19 protein-coding genes and 1 pseudogene are annotated in these 22,336 nt (G+C 42.3%); 7 read left to right on the forward strand and 13 right to left on the reverse strand.

The window, feature by feature from the left end:
• The first annotated feature begins 11 nt into the window (after positions 1–11).
• Genes ABR397_RS08370 through ABR397_RS08380 form a run of 3 tightly spaced genes read left to right on the forward strand, consistent with a single transcriptional unit; the run spans position 12 to position 4,857 of the window.
• Positions 12–4,403, forward strand: a complete 4,392-nt coding sequence (locus tag ABR397_RS08370; RefSeq protein WP_350305329.1) for a condensation domain-containing protein — start codon at positions 12–14, stop codon at positions 4,401–4,403.
• 11 nt (positions 4,404–4,414) lie between these two features.
• On the forward strand, positions 4,415–4,633 hold the full coding sequence (locus ABR397_RS08375) for a hypothetical protein (RefSeq protein ID WP_350305330.1): 219 nt from the start codon (positions 4,415–4,417) through the stop codon (positions 4,631–4,633).
• Positions 4,630–4,857 carry a phosphopantetheine-binding protein gene (locus ABR397_RS08380; protein WP_350305331.1) on the forward strand — a complete coding sequence of 76 codons (228 nt, stop codon included), beginning with the start codon at positions 4,630–4,632 and terminating at the stop codon, positions 4,855–4,857. The genes ABR397_RS08375 and ABR397_RS08380 overlap by 4 nt, the downstream gene beginning before the upstream one ends.
• Before the next feature lie 17 nt (positions 4,858–4,874).
• Here the strand turns inward: ABR397_RS08380 and ABR397_RS08385 are convergent, their stop codons facing one another.
• From ABR397_RS08385 to dapA, 10 genes are all read right to left on the reverse strand, one after another.
• Positions 4,875–6,083, reverse strand: a complete 1,209-nt coding sequence (locus ABR397_RS08385; protein ID WP_350305332.1) for an alpha/beta hydrolase family protein — start codon at positions 6,081–6,083, stop codon at positions 4,875–4,877.
• A gap of 406 nt (positions 6,084–6,489) precedes the next feature.
• On the reverse strand, positions 6,490–6,843 hold the full coding sequence (locus ABR397_RS08390; protein WP_350305333.1) for an ATP-binding cassette domain-containing protein: 354 nt from the start codon (positions 6,841–6,843) through the stop codon (positions 6,490–6,492).
• The gene (locus tag ABR397_RS08395; RefSeq protein WP_350305334.1) at positions 6,844–7,491 is read right to left on the reverse strand and encodes a condensation domain-containing protein; all 648 of its coding nucleotides are present in this window, start codon (positions 7,489–7,491) and stop codon (positions 6,844–6,846) included.
• Positions 7,492–7,924: 433 nt separating this feature from the next.
• The gene (locus ABR397_RS08400; RefSeq protein WP_350305335.1) at positions 7,925–9,577 is read right to left on the reverse strand and encodes an ABC transporter ATP-binding protein; all 1,653 of its coding nucleotides are present in this window, start codon (positions 9,575–9,577) and stop codon (positions 7,925–7,927) included.
• Positions 9,574–11,289, reverse strand: coding sequence for an ABC transporter ATP-binding protein (locus tag ABR397_RS08405; protein ID WP_350305336.1), 1,716 nt, complete (start codon positions 11,287–11,289; stop codon positions 9,574–9,576). Before ABR397_RS08405 ends, ABR397_RS08400 begins: the two co-directional genes overlap by 4 nt.
• Positions 11,290–11,879: 590 nt before the next feature.
• Positions 11,880–12,593, reverse strand: a complete 714-nt coding sequence (gene purC, locus ABR397_RS08410; protein WP_350305337.1) for a phosphoribosylaminoimidazolesuccinocarboxamide synthase — start codon at positions 12,591–12,593, stop codon at positions 11,880–11,882.
• 285 nt (positions 12,594–12,878) lie between these two features.
• Positions 12,879–14,045, reverse strand: a complete 1,167-nt coding sequence (locus ABR397_RS08415; protein WP_350305338.1) for a VopS family T3SS effector adenosine monophosphate-protein transferase — start codon at positions 14,043–14,045, stop codon at positions 12,879–12,881.
• A complete protein-coding gene (locus ABR397_RS08420; RefSeq protein WP_350305339.1) occupies positions 14,032–14,475 on the reverse strand; it encodes a type III secretion system chaperone in 444 nt (147 codons plus the stop codon). The genes ABR397_RS08415 and ABR397_RS08420 overlap by 14 nt, the downstream gene beginning before the upstream one ends.
• A gap of 312 nt (positions 14,476–14,787) precedes the next feature.
• Entirely contained in the window at positions 14,788–15,837 is a 1,050-nt protein-coding gene (bamC, locus tag ABR397_RS08425; RefSeq protein ID WP_350305340.1) for an outer membrane protein assembly factor BamC, read from the reverse strand.
• 16 nt (positions 15,838–15,853) lie between these two features.
• Positions 15,854–16,753, reverse strand: a complete 900-nt coding sequence (gene dapA / locus ABR397_RS08430; protein ID WP_350305341.1) for a 4-hydroxy-tetrahydrodipicolinate synthase — start codon at positions 16,751–16,753, stop codon at positions 15,854–15,856.
• A gap of 256 nt (positions 16,754–17,009) precedes the next feature.
• Between dapA and ABR397_RS08435 the strand changes: the two genes are divergently transcribed.
• Positions 17,010–17,555, forward strand: coding sequence for a glycine cleavage system transcriptional repressor (locus tag ABR397_RS08435; protein WP_350305342.1), 546 nt, complete (start codon positions 17,010–17,012; stop codon positions 17,553–17,555).
• Positions 17,556–17,581: 26 nt separating this feature from the next.
• Complete coding sequence (gene bcp / locus ABR397_RS08440) at positions 17,582–18,052, forward strand: thioredoxin-dependent thiol peroxidase (RefSeq protein ID WP_350305343.1); 471 nt, start codon at positions 17,582–17,584, stop codon at positions 18,050–18,052.
• 157 nt (positions 18,053–18,209) lie between these two features.
• Here the strand turns inward: bcp and ABR397_RS08445 are convergent, their stop codons facing one another.
• Positions 18,210–19,289, reverse strand: coding sequence for an AI-2E family transporter (locus tag ABR397_RS08445; protein WP_350305344.1), 1,080 nt, complete (start codon positions 19,287–19,289; stop codon positions 18,210–18,212).
• Positions 19,290–19,425: 136 nt separating this feature from the next.
• Between ABR397_RS08445 and bepA the strand changes: the two genes are divergently transcribed.
• Together bepA and arsC are read left to right on the forward strand one after the other, a co-directional pair.
• Positions 19,426–20,889 (forward strand): beta-barrel assembly-enhancing protease, encoded by a 1,464-nt coding sequence (gene bepA / locus ABR397_RS08450; protein ID WP_350305345.1) that lies wholly within the window; start codon positions 19,426–19,428, stop codon positions 20,887–20,889.
• A 9-nt stretch (positions 20,890–20,898) separates the two neighbouring features.
• Positions 20,899–21,255 carry an arsenate reductase (glutaredoxin) gene (gene arsC / locus ABR397_RS08455; RefSeq protein WP_350305346.1) on the forward strand — a complete coding sequence of 119 codons (357 nt, stop codon included), beginning with the start codon at positions 20,899–20,901 and terminating at the stop codon, positions 21,253–21,255.
• A 48-nt stretch (positions 21,256–21,303) separates the two neighbouring features.
• Here the strand turns inward: arsC and hda are convergent, their stop codons facing one another.
• Together hda and ABR397_RS25010 are read right to left on the reverse strand one after the other, a co-directional pair.
• Positions 21,304–22,011, reverse strand: a complete 708-nt coding sequence (gene hda, locus ABR397_RS08460) for a DnaA inactivator Hda (RefSeq protein ID WP_021324482.1) — start codon at positions 22,009–22,011, stop codon at positions 21,304–21,306.
• Positions 22,012–22,266: 255 nt separating this feature from the next.
• Positions 22,267–22,336: pseudogene (locus tag ABR397_RS25010) on the reverse strand (RNA-guided endonuclease InsQ/TnpB family protein); the annotation flags it as partial.

Below are 22,336 nucleotides of genomic sequence, written 5' to 3' on the forward strand. Positions count from 1 at the left end.
GCAGCAAAATAATGGAATATAGCGATAATTATTGGCCGTTGAACTATACACAGCTCCGCTTAGCCATTGCTAATGCTGTTGCTGACGATAAGTCTGTCTTCAATGTCGGCGAATTCGTCAGCTTCAATGACAATATTAGTCTGGAAAGATTGGAGCAGGCCATTATGACCATTCATAGCTTCAATGATGGTTTTTCCTTACGTTACCGTATTTCTGAGCAAAATATTTTTCAGGAGAAGTGTTCCGCGCCGATCGAAGTGATATCAATAAAACTGTCAAATCCGGCAGTAGAACAAGTTACAAAAGCCGATTTCGACAAAAGAATAACTGAACCACTGGCTCCGGAAAATGGTGTGACGATCCGGCATTATCTTTATTTTAATGATGTTGGGTGCTGCTTTTGGGGAATTATCGCTCACCATGTCGCCACAGATTATTGGGGCATAGGTCAGTTGATTCACGATGTTTTGTCCTGCTACGAACAACAACTATTCCACCCAACATCAGAGCCTGTTTTTACCTACCAGGCTTATCTTAACGATGTGAAATATAAAGCAAGCGCGCATTATACCAACGACAAAAACTATTGGGATAATTACCTCAACCAACTTCCCAAATTAGAGGATTATGCAGGTAAACGTCTGTTTCCCTCGAAAGCCATTAAAGTGAGCCGACCACTCACCGCAAACAACGACAGTTTTACCTTTAATGATAAATTAATGATGATACTGGCCTTATGCCTGCAAATGACTAAACGGGGCCGTTTATCGGCAAGTATCATTAATTTACCGTTCTCTAACCGACGTGACAAAGGAGAATACTGTTATTATCGCCCGGCAATGAACACCTTACCTCTTATGGTTTCTTTATCGCCAGAAACAACGATAAAACAGATCCTAACGGAAATTCAGTCGCAAATTAGTCTGCATAGCAGGCATAGCCGTATTGATATAAGTGATTTGAATGATGGCGCGATAAATAAAGCAGATCAATTAACCGCAGTCCCTTATGTCAATTTATTGCATGAGATTGAACATGATCTTATGAAAAATAACCGCGCGATTCGCGGCTGTATGACTTCCGGCGCAGTAAATGATTATGGGGTTAATATCCGGTTTTCTTCTGACGAAAAGTCAGCATTAGTTGAATTGGATGCAGGAAGCCGCTTGTACAGTACCTTTACCGCCGATGCTTTGATTGATGATTATTTACGTATTTATAACGCCATTGCAGAAAATATCAATGAAACTATCGAAACATATTGGGAAAAATATAAAACAATTGAACGCATGGACAATATAATATCTGACATAGAGACGCCAGATAATATTGTCGTTAATCACCCCATCAGAGAAAATATAATTACCAGAATAGCGAAAATCGCCACAATATCGCCGGATAAAAAAGCAGTAATTTGCGGAAATCAGACCACAATAAACTCCGCATATTGTTTTAATTACCATGAACTTTACAGTAAATTATTAACTTTCAGCCAGCTGCTATTATCCTATCCGCTAAAAAACCGAAGGGTAGCTGTGTTATTACCCAGAGGAATGGAATCCTTATTGTCTATATTAGCAATCCATACTGCGGGATTATGCTTTATTCCAATCAACATGACATTCGGACGAGAAGAAATCAGCAATATATTGCGTGGGCTGGATATCGCTTTATTAATAACTTCTCGTCACCATCATGAGAAAGTGAATGATATTAATAATACGCCTATTTTCTTTATCGAAGATATGAACACACTTCCTTCCGAGATATCTCTGGGAAATGACATAAAATGCCCTGCGACCAAAGAGGATGAAGCCTATATCTTTTTTACATCAGGCACCACCGGAGTACCAAAAGCAGTACCGATAACGTTCAAGGGGCTTTATGCTTATTTAGCCGCTATGACAGATAGATATGGCATTCAACAAGATGACGTTATTCTTAATTTCAGTACACCGGTTTTCGATGCTTATATTGAAGAGGTATTTGGCTGTTTTTATCAGGGAGCCACACTGGCAATTGCCAGTGACCATATGATCGTTGAACTTGATTCACTGTTTTCATTTTGCCATGCACAATCGGTAACTGTCGTTAACTTTCCTACGAATTATTGGCACCAAATTGTCTTTTTCCTGCACGCAGCTATTAAAGAGTTGTCACCCACCATCAGAATGACAATTATCGGTGGCGATCTGGCAATGGATAAAGCCATTCACCATTGGTTGGAAAAAGTAGGATGCGGAATTTCTCTGATTAACTCTTATGGTCCAACAGAATGTTGTGTTGTGGCAAGCTGTCACAAAATAGATGATGAGTTCCAGCCCGGTAATATTATTGGTAAAGCACTGGCAAATAGTTCTATTGTCATTCGGGAATATGGAACTGATAATATCATCAGCGGTAGCAGTGGAGAAATATGTATTCGTGGGGATTCTATATGTACCGGATATATTAATGACAATCAGTCAACCTCACGTAAATTCTTACAGTTGAACGATGGAGAAATCTATTATTTAACGGGAGACCGTGGATTTTACGATGCCCATGGAAATTTAAATTTCGTCGGACGGCTGGACAAAAAGCATAAAATTGATGGAAAACGTGTCGATTTGACAGAAATGCAGAAAATACTTACAGAGGCAACTCATATTGATGAAATTCATTTAACCATAAAAGAGAATGAAACCGGATATCAGTATATCAATATATTTATCCCTCATAATTCATATTCAATTGCACGTCACGAAATCGTCTCATTCCTGCGTGGATGTTATCCAAAATTACAGGTGCCTTTTATTATCGAATCAGCATTATCCAACTATTCCACCGCAGTGACAGAGTTGAATAAAGAAGATAATGTTTCACCGATTAAAGGGGAAAAACGCGAAATATTTTTTACATTATGGCGCGAGGTCTTTGGCGATAGCGATAGAGTTGTTGATGAAGATACGAATTTCTTTGACGCAGGCGGTACTTCGCTTAAAGCATTATTGCTCATTAATAAAATCCAGCAATGTTTTGATTGTTCTATCCGCCTGGAAGATTTCTACCAGTCCCCCAGATTGGGTTATTTATTGCAATCTGTCATTCAACAGGGACAGATGCCGGTGCTAACCCACAAAAATAGCACCTGCCTGACAGAACAGCATGACCAGTATTATTGGATAATTGATACTATTGCTAATCGTTCAGGTGCCCATAATATCCCGTTATATTATCACCTAGCCGGTAATATCGATTTAAAGAAATTGCGCTCTGCTTTGCTGTATACCATGCAATGTTTCCCTGCTCTCCGCCAAAGAGTCGCCATGACGGATAGGCAACTCTCTTTAACCCACTCATCTGCAACCGAAGAAAACCTGCCCTTCGAATATATCGATCTGACCCATGCTACTGGCATCAATATTGAGATTTCATTGCGCAAGATCTTAAATAATATGGCCTTCAAGCCGATGTCATTGCAGGACAGTCCACCGGTATATTTTAAGTTGTTGAAAATAGCAGAGCATAAGCATTACCTTTTGTTAAATTTCCATCATGCATTTTGTGATGGAATGTCGATTGCTTATGTATTGCAACAATTATCCTCAGCTTATACGGATAATGCACCGAAAATTGCAGCAACTGTAGAAACAAGAGCTACTGTAATTAATCCACGTATGTCGGACGAAACATTAAATTTTTGGACAGAAAAATTGCTCAACGTACTTTCTGTTGCCGAACAGCAAGATATTACATCAGGGGCTAATCTTCGGGTTCGTGGCCGACGCTACTCAATGCCGTTGTCTCCTCAATTAATTACCACGCTGTCCTGCGTGCAAAAGAAACACTCGGTGACTCTGGAACAGATCGTGATTGGGGCATTTCTGATGACCATCAAATCATTACTCAATAAAGACGAATTGATCCTAGGTATCCCTTGCGCCAATCGTGTTTCTCCTGTGCCATTCGATGGTGTCGGCAGCTTTGCTACAACGTTGCTACTGCCCTATGTTACTGCGGAAACCTCATTAATGAACGTATCCAAATATGTCCGTAATTTCCTGATGGATGCAAATACCCATTCAAATATCTCGCTGGCGTATCTGAAACAACACCTTCACCACCACCACGGCATGCAGTTACCGGAAATCATTTATTACTTCTCTTCTCAAATAGGATTCTCCACCGGTTTATATCTTGGTGAAACCCATTGTACAAAAGAGAAAATCAAGGGACTCAAGCCTAAAGGGGATATCGCGCTCGAACTGGTAAATTCACCAACCGGGATGGGTCTGGAGTGGCTCTACGACGATGATATTTTCTCTGAAGATATCATCAGCGACATGGGGCTGTTTTTGCTTGATTTATTAGATTGCATAGGAGTTGAGCATAACTTAGTGCCTGGCGATACGGAACGATAACAACAACTAAAATGGATGCTGATTGTGCTGGTCAAAAAAAAGAAATGGGCAGTTATCACTATCATGGGGATGCTGTCGAAGCAGGTAAGCTGGTTGCCAGCATTGATGACACTTTTTATCGCACCAAAGTTGAAGCAAGCCGCGCACGGCTGGAAAAATTACGGGCCATGCTGAAGGAAGAACAATACACCTATGAACTTCTATTTAATGCAGCTTTGGAGACACAATGAAAAATCAGCTTTTATATGAAATTTTACACCGGGAAATCATAACTCTTCACCCAGACGTTGAGGCAATACCGGCAGATGAAAATCTTTTTGATATCGGTTTCGACTCGATAAAAATGCTGATGCTGGTTGATCGGCTAAAATATGCAGGGTATCCAGTCAAATTTGCGGATTTGGTCCGGTGGCCGACAATAAATGACTGGGTCAATCTGATGGCAAAAGATTAATGTCGCAGCCTGCTGTTTCATGATGAGTGGTGGCTGATCCATGCAGCAAGATCTGCAATCACCTGCGCCGAGATCTGCCCTAGTTGCAGATAATCCTCTCCACCAGCACATCCAGTCGTAGGCAACAAAATATGATTTAATCCCGTATAGAGTTTGAACGCCACCTGTTTATTGCCTTTCAATGCGGTTTTCCACATTGTGAAGTCAATATCATGCGGAACCTGAAAATCCTGATCGCCTTGAGCGAAGAATAGAGGCATCGCGGGCAAGCTGGTTAAGCAGGTAAATGCGTGGTAATCCTTAAGCTGCTTGAGATAGCTATCCGGTACTGCAAGGAAATCTGCGAGGGATGTGCTGTTTTTCCCGCGGGTATCTGGATTAGTGGTACATCCTGGGGGTAAATTGACATCTTGTAACTGAGATAAAATCACTTGAAGTAAACTACGAAAAGGCGTGGCCAGCATCGCAATGCCGATAATATTTCTACCTGACCTTTGCCGCAAATTCTTTGCAATTAGCGGGCTGACATATCCGCCGAAACTATGCCCGACAAGGAATACGGGCACATTATAGAATTCAGCATGTTCTATCAGACCAGCTAAAATATTGCATGCATCATCAATCACCTCGGTGTTGAGATCGATAGCCTCAGAGTCAGTATTCCCCTGACAGGCGCGATAATAACGTTTGTCAAAACGCACACTGGCGATACCATGTTGGCTTAATTCATGTGCCAGCATGCGGAACAGTGGATTAGGCCCAACATCATAATCCATCGAATGTGGACCAGAACCCGCAACCAATAGTACAAGCGCTGTAGTATTTTGGGAGGATGGCAGGCACACCAGACCGTCAGGAACATCTTCAAAACCAAACTCCCTTAGTGTTTTTTCAGTGAAGACACCTGATTTTTCATGCGCATCAGGTCGCGGGCACGGAGCCAGCATAAGCGAACTAATTAGCTGATCTTTCAGTCCAATATAAAAATTGAGTTTTCCATTCAAGGTATTCAGTCGCAGATGGCAAGCATCTTGCTGCCGGGAGATAATATCAATATCGGAGTTACACAAACTGTCTGCCAGCGCAGTTAAGGCCAGATCATCAGCCGCCATACGCAATGGCTCACTCATCAATTCCCTGGCCCTTTCCCACTGCTCATCAAACAACGCAGTTATTAATACCTGTATTTCCCCATCCAATGTGGTAATTAAACGCTTAACAAGCATGTCTTTTCTCAGTTTCCGGCGGCCACAACCGTAGTACCAGAGATCTCTCCTGCATGACCGATATAAGGGAAATCTGCTAATCGATCGGCTGCTGACTCAAACAGTTCGTCCATTTTGAGTGCAGCATCCGGATTTCTTACAATAAGGTACTCCATATTGCCTCGCTATCCAAAGCGCTTGAGGTGTCCAAATCACGTTCACTTACGAGTCTTAACCTGTTCTATTCGAGCCGCAAAAATCGCTTTTACGACGCTGGAATACTCACGCATCAAACAGCTTTTTTACCCATAGCCCCTCCTCGTTTGATATAGAAAAAGCATATACCATTTCATTACCCAAAAATAACGATAAAAAGAACAGTTCGCAGAAGGCGCTTTAGCTTCCTACTTCCCAAGCAAAGCCCTAATTACGATAAGTACGTTAACGGGTCCTCATCCGATGCCGACGCCAGTGTGTTGATCACCTTAAGCATACACACGACAAATTCTTCAGGTTTAATTGTTGAGACATCAATATTCCCAATGGTTATTCTTCCTGAGACGGGTCGCGCAAATCCACATATCAAATTAAGAATGGTACTTTTTCCCGCTCCCGTTCTACCGATAATGCCAATTTTACTACCCGGAGCGACATAAAAATTAACACCATGCAAAACCTGTGTTTCTTCCCCCGTGATAACTGAAATCAACGTTATCGAAATGAATAGAAAGGGGACCATCAGGCAATAGATTATCTGATGATTTACCTGAGTTACCTTCATTTAACGTTTTTGCCGCAAGTGACAAAGCAGCAAATAATTTCTGGATTTGATCCACCTCTGACAACATGTCCTCCATCGGCTCCCGAAGCCTGTCAACATAGAGGTAAACCATCCAACGGTATTGCCCAGTTCAATATCCTCAAATATATCTTCCCGACCATGCCCACCCAGTTCAATTAGAATGTCATCCTGTTCCGCAGGTAGCCACCATTCAATAACCCTGGCGAGTAACGCTAAAAGACGAATGGCGGGATGCTGGTCTTTCCCATTTACATGAAGGAATGCTTTTGTCCAGTTACTATCAAATATCGTCGTGACTTCAACCATATTTTCTTCTTCACAGGGAGTGTTGACCTCAATAAGGTGTTGAACATGGTTAAAGTCTTGAGATAACCAATATTGACACCCCAGACTTTCAGAATCATTCTGTACCAATTGATGTAATCTGCGTGCCCACTTGAAGTAAGGAGTTGTGGCTTCACCGGGTAGAGTCTTACAGTCAAGTAAATGGGTAAAGTCCACCGTAAGTATTTCCCATGAATAGGGATCGACAACCAGATGGTGTACGATCAAGAAAAGTTGATCAAAAGCACCGGCAGGCATCCGGTATAAATGGGCTCGCGCTATTGGTCCGTTAACAACATCCAAGCTTTCATGGCCTGCATTCGCCAGCTCTATCTCTGATAGTGCTTCTCTCCATGCAGAAAGGAAGCGGTCTATCTCCCCTGGAATATGTCTGCCGGGTCAATTATTGAAGTGGTGAGGCCACTACAAATAGCTGAGCCTATTTTAAGAAACATTGTCTTATGTTCGATAATTTGTGCTATGTCTAACATCATACCCACATCCCGCTTTGGTGCACATTCTGAAATTATTTTATCAGAAGTCATATGCACACCGGGCTCTAAGCGCTATCAATTGGTGCAGTCGTCTTCTGAAAGTGACTCGTAGTGTGTAATGTAATGATGTTGCATTTACTATGCGAAACCACCATTTTGAATCTTTAACTTCTACGATATGCCAGCCACCTAGAAATATTCTGAATGGCTGGTCAACCAGGAAAATACTGCCTATCCCAGCCTCATGCTAATTCCCTCTGTCGTTGAACAGTCACAATATGGTCAGCTTTAGCAAGGAGATCGGCATTATATGAAACAACAATCCACAACCCGGGCCAATGCTCAGGTAAAGTGGACCACAAGCGACGGGCCGTATCTGCATCTAATGACGAATCACAGTTATCAACGATATAAACGTCAGCAGGACGGCATAGCATCCGGGCCAGCGCCAAACGCTGACGCTGACCACCAGACAATTGCCCGGCATTGCCAGAATTAATGACAGTATCAAGCCCTTCCGGCAATTCATATGATCCGGGAATCAAACCTACCGCCTCCAAAGCCCGTACCATGACATCATCGTTAATATCCGTATCACCCAATGCTAAGTTTTGTCTTACCGTTCCACCAAAAAAACCCGCTTTCTTTCTGGCATAGCCAATACGTGGATTCCGCCACCAGTTTTCATTTCCCAACACTTCTCTGTTATTCCACAGTACACTGCCGGAACTGGATTTTTCCAAGCCAATCAAGTAACGCAAAAAGGTCGTTTTACCCACTCCAATATCACCAACAATGCCAATAATCTGATTAGCCGTCGCCTCAAACGAAATCGGGAGCTGAGTATTTGAGCAGGCAAGATGATTAACACTCAGCCTATGCAGCGCCTCACCTTTCTCATCTTGCTCATATTCTTTGGTCTCTTTTTTATCTAGCAAAAGCTGTTTGATTCGCCCATAACACACATCAGCATTTTTGTAATAGGCAACAGCCCGACCAAAGAAAAATATCTGTTCACTGATCCAGCCGATGTAGGTCAAAAATAATGCCAAGTTACCTACGGTAAAACTGCCATCAACGATTCGTTTACTAACTATCAATAAAACAGCTGACGTTCCAAGTATCACAATATTTTTAAACAAACCAGAAAGCAGGTCAGTAAATACTTGATGTCTGGCTTGAATAGCCCGGCGACTGACAAATTTCTGCGACAATCGCTCAATCTGCCCCTCAATTTTGTTGCCAAGACGCAAATCGCGTATACCCGTTAAAACATCAGTAATCTTGCCGGCAATATCTCCCTGGGATTGACGTTTACTCGCCTGTAAATTACCTACTTTGCGTTTAAGTATCGCCCCAATCCAAAGGCCTGCAACCATAGGCATAAGAGCAAGCGTGGTTATTGTGTCGGTGTTGATAAGCACAACTAATGCGATAATTAAAAGTAAGGCACGGTAGAGAAAATCAGAGGTCCAGCTCAAAAATTCCGCAACTTCATCACTGTCATCACGAATGCGGTTCAAAAGATCACCTTGCGAAAAAGTGTGTCTCTGATTGTGAGAACAATGGCTCACCCCCCACAAAACCCGTTCTTTCAGGTAAGCACTGACTTTAAAGATCAGCGTAAAATCCAGGCTTAATCCCAAAAAGAGGACCAATGATCGCAAGACCATGGTTGCAATCGCAGAGGCAAGCAACCACCAAACCACAGGGTCAGTAGGTTCATTCATCGCTCTATCCAGTAACTGGCTGATCAAGTAACCAACCAATAGAGGAAAACCGTGCATAAGCGTCCACACAACCATGGTGATGAAATAGAGAGGCGCAAACCTTTTCACGAGGTCAACCAAGGCCGGTAACATTTTGGATTTAGTTGATACACTGGATATAGTCATACAATAAGTCCATGATTGCTCGTTAATGTTGCGATTTCAGCTTCTGGAATTCGCTGCTGAATCCGTCCATCATCAACAATGATGATTTCATCAACGGCTGAAAGCGTGTGAAGACGGTGTGCGACCATCACTACGGTGCGATTGCTGCTTAATTTTTCAAGTAATTTCAGCCAACTCTCTTCAGTCCGGGGATCAAGTTGAGATGTTCCTTCATCAATAATCACCAGCGAACAATGCTGCAACATCACTCTGGCGCCCGCTATCATCTGAATTTCACCTTCCGACAGCATCCGTCCATTAGCGCCAACCTGCGTATCAAGGCCATCAGGTAATGCCCTGGCCCATTCAAGCGCATCCAACTCTTGGAGAACCTCCCAAATTTGATTGTCAGATATTTCATCGCTGAACAGCGTTAAATTTTCTCGCAGCGTTGCAGAAAACAGATGAGAACGCTGACTAAGAACAGAAACCTTTTTTGCAAACTCTTCAGGTTTAATTGTTGAGACATCAATATTACCAATGGTCACTCTTCCTGAGTCAGGTCGCGCAAACCCGCACATCAAATTAAGAATGGTACTTTTTCCCGCACCTGTTCTGCCAATAATGCCAATCTTGCTTCCCGGAGCGACGTAAAAATTAACACCATGCAAAATCTGTGCTTCTTCCCCGTTATAACTGAAATCAACATTATCAAAATGGATAGAAAGAGGACCATCAGGCAACAAATTATCTGATGATTTACCTGGAGCACCTTCATTTAACGCTTTTGTCGCCAGTGATAAAGCAGCAAATAATTTCTGTATCAGCTCTATCTCTGATGACATATCCTCCACCGGCTCGCGAAGTTTATCAACGTAGAGATAAATCATGGTTAATGTACCGATGCTTAAGCTGTTTTCACCAAGTAATTGAAGCCCAAAACCAAAACCTATGCCGAAACACAGAGCAAAGAAGAGCTGAGTAATTGGCCAGAACGCTCTGCCGCCAATATAAGCACTGCGTTCAAATTTGAGCAATATCGACAGCATTTTACGAAATGCAGTAGCAGGCCAATGCGCCTGTGACAATGGCTGTAAATCATCCATTGCATGTAATGAATCACCGATAAAACCAAAGATTCGGGCTTTCTCATTGCGCGCAATTAGCCAGCGACGAACAGAAAGCCGGGTTAATTGAATTAATACATATGCCACCAGTATTACCACAATAGCCATAGCAATACCTGCCTGGGGCATGACGCTGAATATAATTATCAATGTACCCAGTGTCATTGCTAAATTAGCAATGGCTTTGAAACCCGCTTTAGAAATCGTTTTTCCTATAATGTCAGCATTACCTTCGATATTTTCCAGCAACTCTCCCTGCGATCTTCGTTCTATTTCCAATACAGGTAAAACTGTCATCACATGATGAAAGAGCTTATATCTGATGGTATCGGCAATACCCCAACCGGCCTTGGTGCTCATATAACTGGTCACCAAACTGCCGATCACACCAATCGACGCGATAAAAATATAAATAATTGCTAGCATGATAAGTTGATCAGCAGTCGTTCCTGATGTCGCCTTATCAACATAATTCCTGATAATATAAGGACCGCTTAGATCACATGATAATGTCACGGCTAAAGCCAGAAAAGCACATACAACCGTTCCCTTAAATGGTACGGCGCTATGTAGCAGTATCCGCCATACAGTTAACTTCTTTGACATGATTTTTTCCATCTTTTGGTTATGGCACCTCAGTAAAATTAGGGATGTTATTCATAACATCGGGATTATTAATAACAGATCGATTACAGCAGCAAGATCTTGTTCACAATTAGTAAAATGCAATTATCGCAAAATATCCGCATTTATCACTATCTGATTGAAGTCTTTATAAACACTATCACAAGAAAACAAAATTTATATCTTATTCTATAATGTCAATACCTTTGTTAGGTTATTTAATATCCTAATTGGAAGATATATCACCAATGTGAATAATAAATAACTGGCTCCAAGTTATGGATCATAAATAGAGAAAAACCAGTAATAATCCCAACGAATTATAATGATTTCCACAAATATATAGCGATTATATAAATGAATTCCTATTCAATATTAACCAATCTTTAATTTCCTATAATTTCAATGAGTTACAAATAATAAAGTGGTAACTTACTCTATATTGAATTATCCATATTCACTACTCATATTATCGGATAATATTTGGTCACAAAAAACAAATGAAAGAATTATAACCAAGATGAATTTATACCAGTAAAAGGGCCTTTCGGCCCAGGTAATCGTTTGCGTAATTAATCCAAAATAACACCGATACGGCGCGCTACTTCTTCATACGCTTCAATCAGCCCACCAAGACTTTGGCGGAAACGATCTTTATCCATTTTGTCTAAAGTCTCTTTATCCCACAAACGGCTGCCATCAGGAGAGAACTCATCCCCCAGAATCACCTGCCCTTTAAACAAACCAAATTCCAGTTTGAAATCAGCCAAAATCAAACCGGCATCATCAAACAATTTACTCAATACTTCATTAGCTTTGTAGCTTAATCTTTTCATCTCAGCCAGATGTTCTTTGCTAACCCAGCCAAAAGTTTCACAGTAAGACTCATTCACCATTGGATCGTGCATAGCATCATCTTTCAGAAACAGATCGAACAAAGGTGGATTCAATACTACACCTTCCTCAACACCAAGGCGTCTGACCAATGAACCCGCCGCCCGATTGCGAATAACACATTCAACCGGCACCATATCCAGATTTTTAACTAATACTTCGGTGTCTGATAACAGACGTTCCATTTGTGTCGGGATACCCGCTTCTTCCAGTTTGCTCATGATGAAATGGTTAAATTTGTTATTCACCATCCCCTTGCGATCAAACTGTTCAATGCGTTCGCCATCCAATGCTGATGTATCATTACGGAACTCCAACACCAGCAAATTAGGATCATCAGTGGTGTACACCGTTTTTGCCTTCCCACGATACAACTCAGCTTTTTTCTGCATCTTATTACTCCAAAATATCACTACTAAATAAACGTCAGAGATAAATAATAAAGCAGATTGCTAACAAAATCCTGTTCAAAAGATCGATTTTTTCTATAGTTATCGGGTTAGTCTACAAAACAAACTAATTCTAAAGATGTTTGGGCACCCGCTCTTCAAAAGGCAGCTTTCCAGGGAGAAATTATGGTGGAGGAGTCTTTTATAACATGGAAGCAAGCCCGCTTTTTTACGAGTTTTTATCCGCTAAAATCGCTGACTAAAAAGCCAGCGCTTTAGCCTGCACTTTTAGTGGATCCCATGCAAAGCGTTTTCTGTAGGGACAGAAAGAGGAGTAAATTGACCTGCTCTTAATTCTGTCAGCGCATAGAGAAGGCGCCCCATCCGGCCATTACCATCAGTGAAACCGTGAAACCCAACGACAGCCGCAAAGAGTTGTTTCCCAATCTGAGTATCTTCTTTATCCAAAGTTTCCAGATGACGTGCCAGCAACGCCGCACCACCTATACTGGAAGGAAGGCTTCCTCCACTAATTGCTGGACCACGATAATCACGCTCTATGTTTGGAACCAACCTATGATGAAGCTCCTTAAGATTTCGGCTATCCGTTAAATCCTTTCCATTATGGGTATATTCCTTCAGTAGCGCTGTGAAGTTATTCCATTCATTACCACCCGAAGTGGATGCCTTGAGAATCCAAGCGGCAGCCCGGTCAGTGTCATCAGTTAACTTGCCTGGGTTATAAAAATCTTCGGAAAGGGTTTCAGCGTAAATACCTTGGTTAAGATCTTGCCCTTTTATTACTTCTTGATGATGTTGGGCTGCCAGCAAATTCTTTTCTTCCATCATCAAAACTGGCTCCAGGCTAGCAACAGCATCAGAAACCGAAGGTTGCTTACGCAATTGTTCAAAGCTGACAAAAGACTGCTCAGGGGCAACCAGCTTACTGGTAAGTTGAGCTGTTGCCTGGCTCCCCATCAAATTCTGTAATTTTTTACCCGTTTCTGTATTCAGTAATGATTCTGACATAGCACGCTGTAGCAAAAGAGAATGTTCAGCCAACATTGCTTCCGTCATTTTATGAGTATCTGCTGTTTTTAATCTCTCCAGTGCTTGTTCCGGTGTCCGCAAATTACCATCCTTAAACAACATACGAGCATGACTGACTGAGTCTGTACTCTGTAGACGCTGTTGTTGCGCCCCTTCTGTAGAAAAGAGGGTTTTAGTCGCCTCTTTAGCTACAGAGGCACTACTGCCACTTGAGAAAAATTTACTTACCCCTTCCAAGAAACGGGCAAAGTGATCACTTTTTGGGTGAGTACGCAGAACCTGCTGTAAATCTGCATTAATATGGTATTCACGGCCAGAAATTTGCAGTTTGCCTTCGTTACGAACCTGTTCTTGTATTTGTAATGGGGCATTTTGTAATACAGCAAGATTCTTAAACTCGATCATAAATCATTCTCCTGTCATAAGATGGCTGTGAGGTATTTTTCTGTGATAGTGATGTTGGAAATTCATTTATCCAGGTAATAAATTCAGACAATTTATGTTCCAACTTATCGGCCGTTAGGTGCTGTACGGTTAATATTCTATACGCAACGACCCCAAGTTCCTGATGCCAGCCAATACCAGGAACCTTATTATTTAATGGATTAAGGGCTGTAGTGAGTAAATAACGGAGAGTATCAGCATCCACTGAATCTGGAAGTTCCATATTTATCTGACCAATAATAGTTAAATTTTCCTCTTGGCGGCGCAAGATAACAGGCATAGCGTCATCAACCAGTAAGAAACAATTCCCCTCTTTATCAAAGGAGAGTTTATTCATACCCAGCTTTGTTGCCAGCTCAGTCAGTAATATATCAGTTAGATGATCGTTCATAGTGGAGAAGCAAACCCAATTATTTTGATAACAGGATTTTAAGCTTTCAGAAATAGGATGACTGTCAGATCTAGTCTGTCTTTTGTATATAAACAACCCATATTGATAGTCGAGTCAATTTTACAGAGCAGATGATGTTTAAGAACCTGCCCTTCAAAGGCCCCCCTTCAGGGAAAATCGCGCTGGCAGAACTCTTCTTAGCATGCAGACAAGCTCGTTTTTTGTTCGGACTTTTATGAGATCAAAGTGCTGACTAAGAAACCAGCACTTTGTCAACAGAGGGGCAATTCATTTCGCCCCTTTCATTTATATCTATAATCCTGTCGTCTGGCTGAAAGCGGCTTTCAATGCTGCAACCAGCTCATCATTTTGTGCTTGGGTCAACGGCTTACCTTTATCGCTAATAAACTGCAAGCTACTTCGGTTATTCAAATCACCAACCTGTAATTTGTAATCACCTTCGCTGATGGAAGGTTCATTAACCCCCATTGATTTCCAGTCCGATGCGCTAAGACCTTTATAAATTACAGCGATAGAACCTGTCGAACGGCTGCGGCTACCCACTTTCATACCCGCTTTTTCCAGCGCTGCCGGCAACCTATCCCAGACGATATTATATGGCGCACGAACAATCATCTGAGGCAACCCAGAAGTATCACCGCCGCTCTGTACATCTAATGGCCCCAAATTGCGGGCTGCCGTATTATCGCTAATCCGTTCACGCTGCTGGTTTACACCTTCGACCAATTCATTGAGCATCAGTGCGTTATAACGTTGGATTTCGATAGGATCAGTTATTAGTTGCTCACCTTGTCTCAGTCCTTCATTGGTCACTGATAATTCAATCTGATAACTCTGGTGTGCAATACTGATACGATAGCGAATCTGATACGGAACGTTTTCATCTGCACGCGGCCACTTAATCCAGTCGGTTGTCAATGTCTGACCAGCATCATCGCGCCGGCTAACTTGGTAACCTTTTTTCAGCAGAACATTATTAATCTGTGACCACAGATTGCTATTCTCAGGTGTGTTTTCAAGCAGCAACTTACTGCTCTTCACACTATTTTCAGCACGGGTGCCACTCAACAGAGTCAATGCCTGCGATGGCGGGCGAATATCAAGCCCTTTGCCAACCTGTCCTTTTGATACTGTTGGTAGAATATCATATTCACCATTTTGTAATGGCAATATCATACCCGCAGGAACATTCAGCGCTTTCAGAGGAGGTGTTTCAAGATACGTGTCATCATCATTGATCTGACGCTTATAACTTTGGTCACCAGAACACGCTGCCAATAACACTACCAGTGACATGCCAGCAGCCTTCATCACCTTTGATTTTTGCAACAATATTGCCATTAAAATTCCCTAAATTTTACAGTAATCCGGCCGTTCTCAAGGCTTTTTCAACTGAGACTTTTCCTGCATCTGTCAATGGCGTCATCGGCAGACGCAGCGTGTCATCAGCAATCAGCCCCAGTTTGTAACATACCCATTTGACTGGAATTGGGTTAGGTTCAATAAATAGTTGATGGTGTAAATCCATCAGGCGGTTATTCAGTTTACGCGCTTCGGCAAACTGGCCGCTCAACGCCAACTTACAAAATTCAGCCACTTCAGCAGCCGCAATGTTTGCAGTAACAGAAATTACCCCTTTACCACCCAGCTGGATAAAATCCAACCCACTTGCATCATCACCACTCAACAAGATGAAGCTATCATCATTAACTAACTCTTGGATTTGACTAACACGACTTAAGTTCCCTGTAGCTTCTTTAATTGCGACAATATTTTTAATCTTCGCCAAACGGGCTACAGTTGGCGGCAACAGATCACACCCTGTACGGGAGGGCACATTATACAGAATTTGCGGCAAATCAGTATTTTCAGCGATCGTTTTAAAATGCTGATATAAACCTTCCTGCGATGGCTTATTATAATAAGGCGTTACCGTCAGGCAACCAACAACACCACTGTTTTCAAAACGTTTTGTCAGAGATATTGCCTCAGCAGTCGCATTGGCGCCTGTTCCGGCGATGACCGGAATACGTCCGTCGGCCAGCTCCAACGTTGTCAAAACAACATCACCGTGCTCATCGTGACTTAGTGTGGCAGACTCTCCGGTTGTTCCCACTGAAACGATCGCTGATGTACCACTGGCAACATGGTAATCAATTAACTTTTTCAAACTGGTCTTATCAACATGACCATTCGCATCCATTGGTGTTACCAGCGCAACAATACTGCCTGTAAATTCAAAGCTCCCGCTAGACATTACATACCCCCCTATACAAACAAGAGTTCAATGGTACTTTCTAGTCATACAGAAGGAAACTATTTAACACAGGATTTCAATGAATTTTGTTAATACCGGATAACCTCCATTAAAAAGAAGTGATAATCAAAGTAATTTATTGAAATTCAAAGGTAAGGAATGAGAACAATAGAGCAACTTTGATACAATTGACCTTGGCAGTATACCCTTTTTGTGTTTACCTTAAATAAACTACAGCAGAGAAGGAAAAGTGACTTTGCCACAATCAGAACAACATTTTCTCGTTATAACCGCTTTAGGTGCTGACCGTCCTGGTATCGTCAACACGATCACTCGTCTTGTGAGTGAATATGGTTGTAACATTGAAGACAGCCGCTTAGCGATGTTTGGTGAGGAATTCACCTTCATTATGCTGCTTTCCGGTAGCTGGAACGCTATCACCATGATTGAATCTTCGCTGCCACAGAAAGGGGCCGAGCTGGATCTTCTTCTCGTCATGAAACGCACAAGATGCGATGATCATACAACATTTCCTTCCACGGTTTCCGTTAAGGTTGATGTTGATGATTCACCCGGTATTGTTGAGCAGTTTACCAATCTGTTTACCACGCAGGATTTTAATATCGCTGAACTGGTATCAAAAACACAGTCACCAGAAGATAATATCCCTGCCCGGCTACAAATTCAGATTACCGCTCACAGTCTATTAGATGATGACGGCATAATTATTAAGCAAGCGTTTAATAAGCTATGTACAGATCTAAATGCACAAGGCAGTATTAGTATTCTTGAACCACTTTAGCAGAAAGATTAAACGGAGAATACGTGATGAGCCCATTGAAAGCCGGTGATAAGGCCCCTCAATTCAGCCTTCCTGACCAAGATGGAGAAACAATCAACTTGTCTGATTTCGAAGGTCAGCGTGTTTTAGTTTATTTTTACCCTAAGGCAATGACTCCTGGTTGTACTGTACAAGCCTGTGGTCTGCGCGATGAAATGGATACATTAAAGGAGTTAGGTGTTGAGGTGCTGGGTATCAGTACTGATAACCCAAGTAAACTGTCACGCTTTGTGGAGAAAGAAATGCTGAACTTCACATTGTTGTCCGATGAGGATCATCAAATTGCTGAGCAATTTGGCGCCTGGGGTAAGAAGCAGTTTATGGGGAAAACCTATGATGGTATCCACCGTATCAGTTTTCTGATTGATGCCAAAGGTAATATTGAGCATGTTTTTGATAAATTTAAGACCAGTGATCACCATCAGATCGTGGTGGATTATCTGAAACAACATCTTTAATAAAAAACCGCTAAAAAATTAATCGTACTCATTCAACAACTCAAGATACCAAGGGCAAGTACAAGGGAAGATTTCTATCCCGCACTTGCCCTAATAACGAATAACCGACATTAACTCAGAGATAAATACAACGTCCACTTTCATATTTAAAATAGATTTATTCTTTTATTTCATCGTCTTCTGTTATAACCATCTCCTCCGGCCATGCACAAATAACGGCTTTAATCAGCGTCGCCAGCGGAATAGCAAAGAATATGCCCCAAAATCCCCATAAGCCGCCAAAAGTAATCACAGAAAGAATAATCACCAGCGGATGCAAATTTACCGCTTCAGAGAACAAAATCGGCACTAGTAAATTGCCATCCAGACCCTGAACAACCAAATAAGCAATAACCAAGGTCCAGAAATCTGTCCCGATGCCCCATTGAAATAAAGCAACCAATACAACAGGGATGGTGACAATCACCGCTCCCACATAAGGAATTAAAACTGACAGCCCAACCAGAACAGCAAGCAGCAACGAATAATCTAACCTAAGAAATGCGAATATAGCGTAGGTACAGATACCAACAATCACCATTTCCGTCACTTTACCACGAATATAGTTAGTGATTTGCTGATTCATCTCGCGCCATACCTGCCCGGCCAAAATGCGGTTACGTGGCAAAACCCGTTGTAATGCTTGCAGCATCTGGTTTTTATCTTTCAGCAGGAAAAAGGCCATTAGTGGCACAAGAATCAGATAGATAGCCAATGTCAGCAAACCAATCAATGAAGCTACCGAAAACTTCACCACAGATTCCCCAGCGGTTGAAATCTTACTGCGCAAATTTTCGGCCATCATATCAATGATTCCGGCATCAACCAAAGCCGGATAACGGGTCGGTAATGTTTGGGAATATTCATTAAACCGGTTAAGCATATTAGGCATATCCGACAACAGATTAATTCCTTGCTGCCATGCCGTTGGCGCCACAATCAGAATAACCAGCAAGCTGATCCCGGAAAAAATAATCAGCACAATACAAACAGCCACTGTCCGCGAACATCCCAGCTTCTCCAGTTGGGCGGTTGGCCATTCCAATAAATAAGCGAGAACAATCGCCACCAGTAATGGCGTCAAAATGCCATGTAAAAAATAAATAATACAAAACCCTGCCAGGAGGATGAAAAACAACGCAATAACTTGCGGATCAGTAAACCGACGGCGATACCACTGTATAATCATATCCAGCATTGACCAGGCTCCTTGATAGCAATATTCATGTTTCTATTTTTATTAAAAATTGTACTAATTGGTTAATTTTAAGGTACCCTTGTTTATCATACACGCATTATCTAAAACGATGGCTAAATGAGAGCATTTTTGTTTTATGAAAATAATGTTTAAACAATCCCTGACAGCAATATTGATCAGTACATTATTGCTAGTAAGTCCCTCTGTTCTCAGCGCCTCTATTGAAGATTCATTGCCGGATATAGGTACCACGGCAGGTTCAACCCTGAGCATCAATCAGGAACTGGCAATGGGCGATTTTTACGTCCGCCAGATGCGTGACAACGCTCCGCTGATTTATGACCCATTATTGACGCAATATATCAACACTCTTGGACAACGGTTGGCGGCTAATGCAGATTCAGTTAAAACACCTTTTCATTTTTATCTGATCAATAACCCGAATATCAACGCTTACGCTTTCTTTGGTGGTAACGTCGTACTCCATGCCGCCCTTTTTCGTTATAGCCGTAATGAAAGTGAACTTGCATCCGTTATAGCTCACGAAATTTCCCACGTTACTCAGCGCCATCTGGCACGAATGATGGAAGATCAACAACGCGCCGCGCCGCTGGCTTGGGCAAGTACGCTAGGTTCTATCCTGTTGATGATGGCTAACCCACAAGCGGGAATGGCAGCACTCAGCGGAACGCTTGCCGGTATACAACAAGGTATGATCAGCTTTACTCAATCCAATGAGCAGGAAGCTGACCGCATTGGCATGCAGACGCTACGCAAAGCGGGTTTTGATCCCCAAGGCATGCCGGACTTTATGCAAATCCTGGCAGATAAGACCCGTTACAGTTCTAAACCACCAGAGATGTTGCTGACTCACCCATTACCTGACAGCCGCCTTGCTGATGCCCGTAACCGTGCTAACCAATATCCCGCCAAGCGTGTTCCACAATCTCAAGATTTTCTGTTCGCCAGAGTCCGTATTATGGGAATGTATACTACGGAGCAACGCGGCTATCTGGAGCAAATTTTGGAAAATTACCGTAAGGGCACAGCTAAAGAGCAACTTGCCGCCGCTTATGGACAAGCAATCTTACTTTCTCAGGATAAAAAATATGCTGAAGCACGGGTTATTCTGGAAGCATTATTAGCAAAACAACCAAATAACCTCTGGTTTATTGACACGATGACCGATATTGATATTGAACAGAACCGAACAGATCAGGCTATCACCCGATTACAGAACGCCTTACAGAAACAAAAAGACAATTTGGTCTTACAAATTAATCTGGCAAACGCGCTCATTCGCGCAAAGCAATACCAGCAGGCTACCAAGCTGCTCTACCGTTATACGTTCAATAATCCTGATGACCCAAACGGTTGGCACCTGATGAGGGAAGCCGCCGCCCAACAAGGAAAACGCCATGAAGAATTATCGGCGTATGCTGAAGAAATGGCACTTCGTGGTCAGTTTGGCAATGCCATTAAATACCTCAGCAGCGCCAGCGCACTGGTAAAATTAGGCAGTTATGATCAAGAACGTTATGATGCCCGTATCGACCAGTTACGCCAACTACAACAGCGTTACAATCAATACAAACGTTAAGGAACTTTCATGCACCAGGTAATCATTTATCATAACCCCCGCTGCTCCAAAAGCCGTGAAACGTTGGCTCTTATTGAAGAGCAAGGCATTAAGCCGCAGATTATTCTCTATCTGGAGGTCCCTCCCACGGTGGAGCAATTATCTGTTCTGTTAAAACAGCTTGATTTTCATGATGCGCGCCAGTTGATGAGAACAAAAGAAGATCTATACAAAGAGTTGAATCTGGCCGATGAAAAACTGACTCAACACGATCTACTGAAAGTAATGGTTGCCAATCCTAAACTGATTGAGCGCCCTATTGTCGTTTGTGGTGATAAAGCCAAGCTTGGGCGCCCACCGGAACAAGTAAAAGATATTCTTGGCTAATCCGGTAGTAATTCGGTAGATATGATGATGGTGAAACCACCATCATCGTCACAGATGCAGAATATCCTTCACAAATGGAATCGTCAGCTTACGCTGGGCAACGATCGAAGCATGATCTAACTGATTCAAAGTCATAAACAGCGTCCGCATTTCTCTATCTAATCTTTTCAGTAAGAAACGCCCCACATCTTCCGGCAACTCAAACCCACGTAATTTTGCCCGCAGTTGCAAAGCCTGTAATTTCTCATCATCGGAAAGCGGTTGTAATTTATAAATTTGCCCCCAATCCAGACGGGAAGCCAAATCAGGTAACCTAAGATCAATCTGACGAGGTGGACGATCGCCACTGATAAGCAAACAAGTGCGACCGATTTCCAGAATGCGATTATAAAGATTGAAAATCGCCATTTCCCACTCTTCATCACCAGCAATACATTCGATATTATCGATACAAACCAGTGATAAGTGTTCCATGCCATCAAGCACCTCCGGGATAAAATAGGCACGTTTATCCAGCGGAACATAGCCCACAGCTTCATCTTTCAGGGACAATTCAGCACATGCGGCATGCAACAAATGACTTCGTCCCCCACTATCGCGGGACCAAAAATAAATATAGCTGCCATGCGGCTGATTAATGGCCAATTTGATTGCAGCTAACAGGGTGGCGTTTTCCCCCGGAAAGAAACTGGCAAAAGTTTCATCATCGGGAAGATATAAAGGTAATGAAAGCTGCGATGGTGTGTTCAGAAGCACCTCAAACAGAGCAGGTAACAAACGCAAACAAGTTTATCACAGAAAATAGTTGTAAATGAACTGTATAGATAAATAATAAAAAAACTATTTTTTGGATTCAATAAGTTAAACCATTTCAGCCTCCCCCTTAAATGCACAATATTTCTTCATAATACAGAACAATCTGCAAGCACTGATGAAATATTCTGCATGCGAAAACAAGAAAGGTCTACGCTGTGACTGCTCCCCGCCCTGTCGGGCGAGGCTTCCCACTTCCTAGGCCGCAACCGTCTGTGTGACGGATTTACACTGGCCTCCATGGGCAGAAACGACGAGTCCCGCCGCT

Source organism: Photorhabdus viridis, assembly GCF_040256935.1.
Classification (GTDB): domain Bacteria; phylum Pseudomonadota; class Gammaproteobacteria; order Enterobacterales; family Enterobacteriaceae; genus Photorhabdus; species Photorhabdus viridis.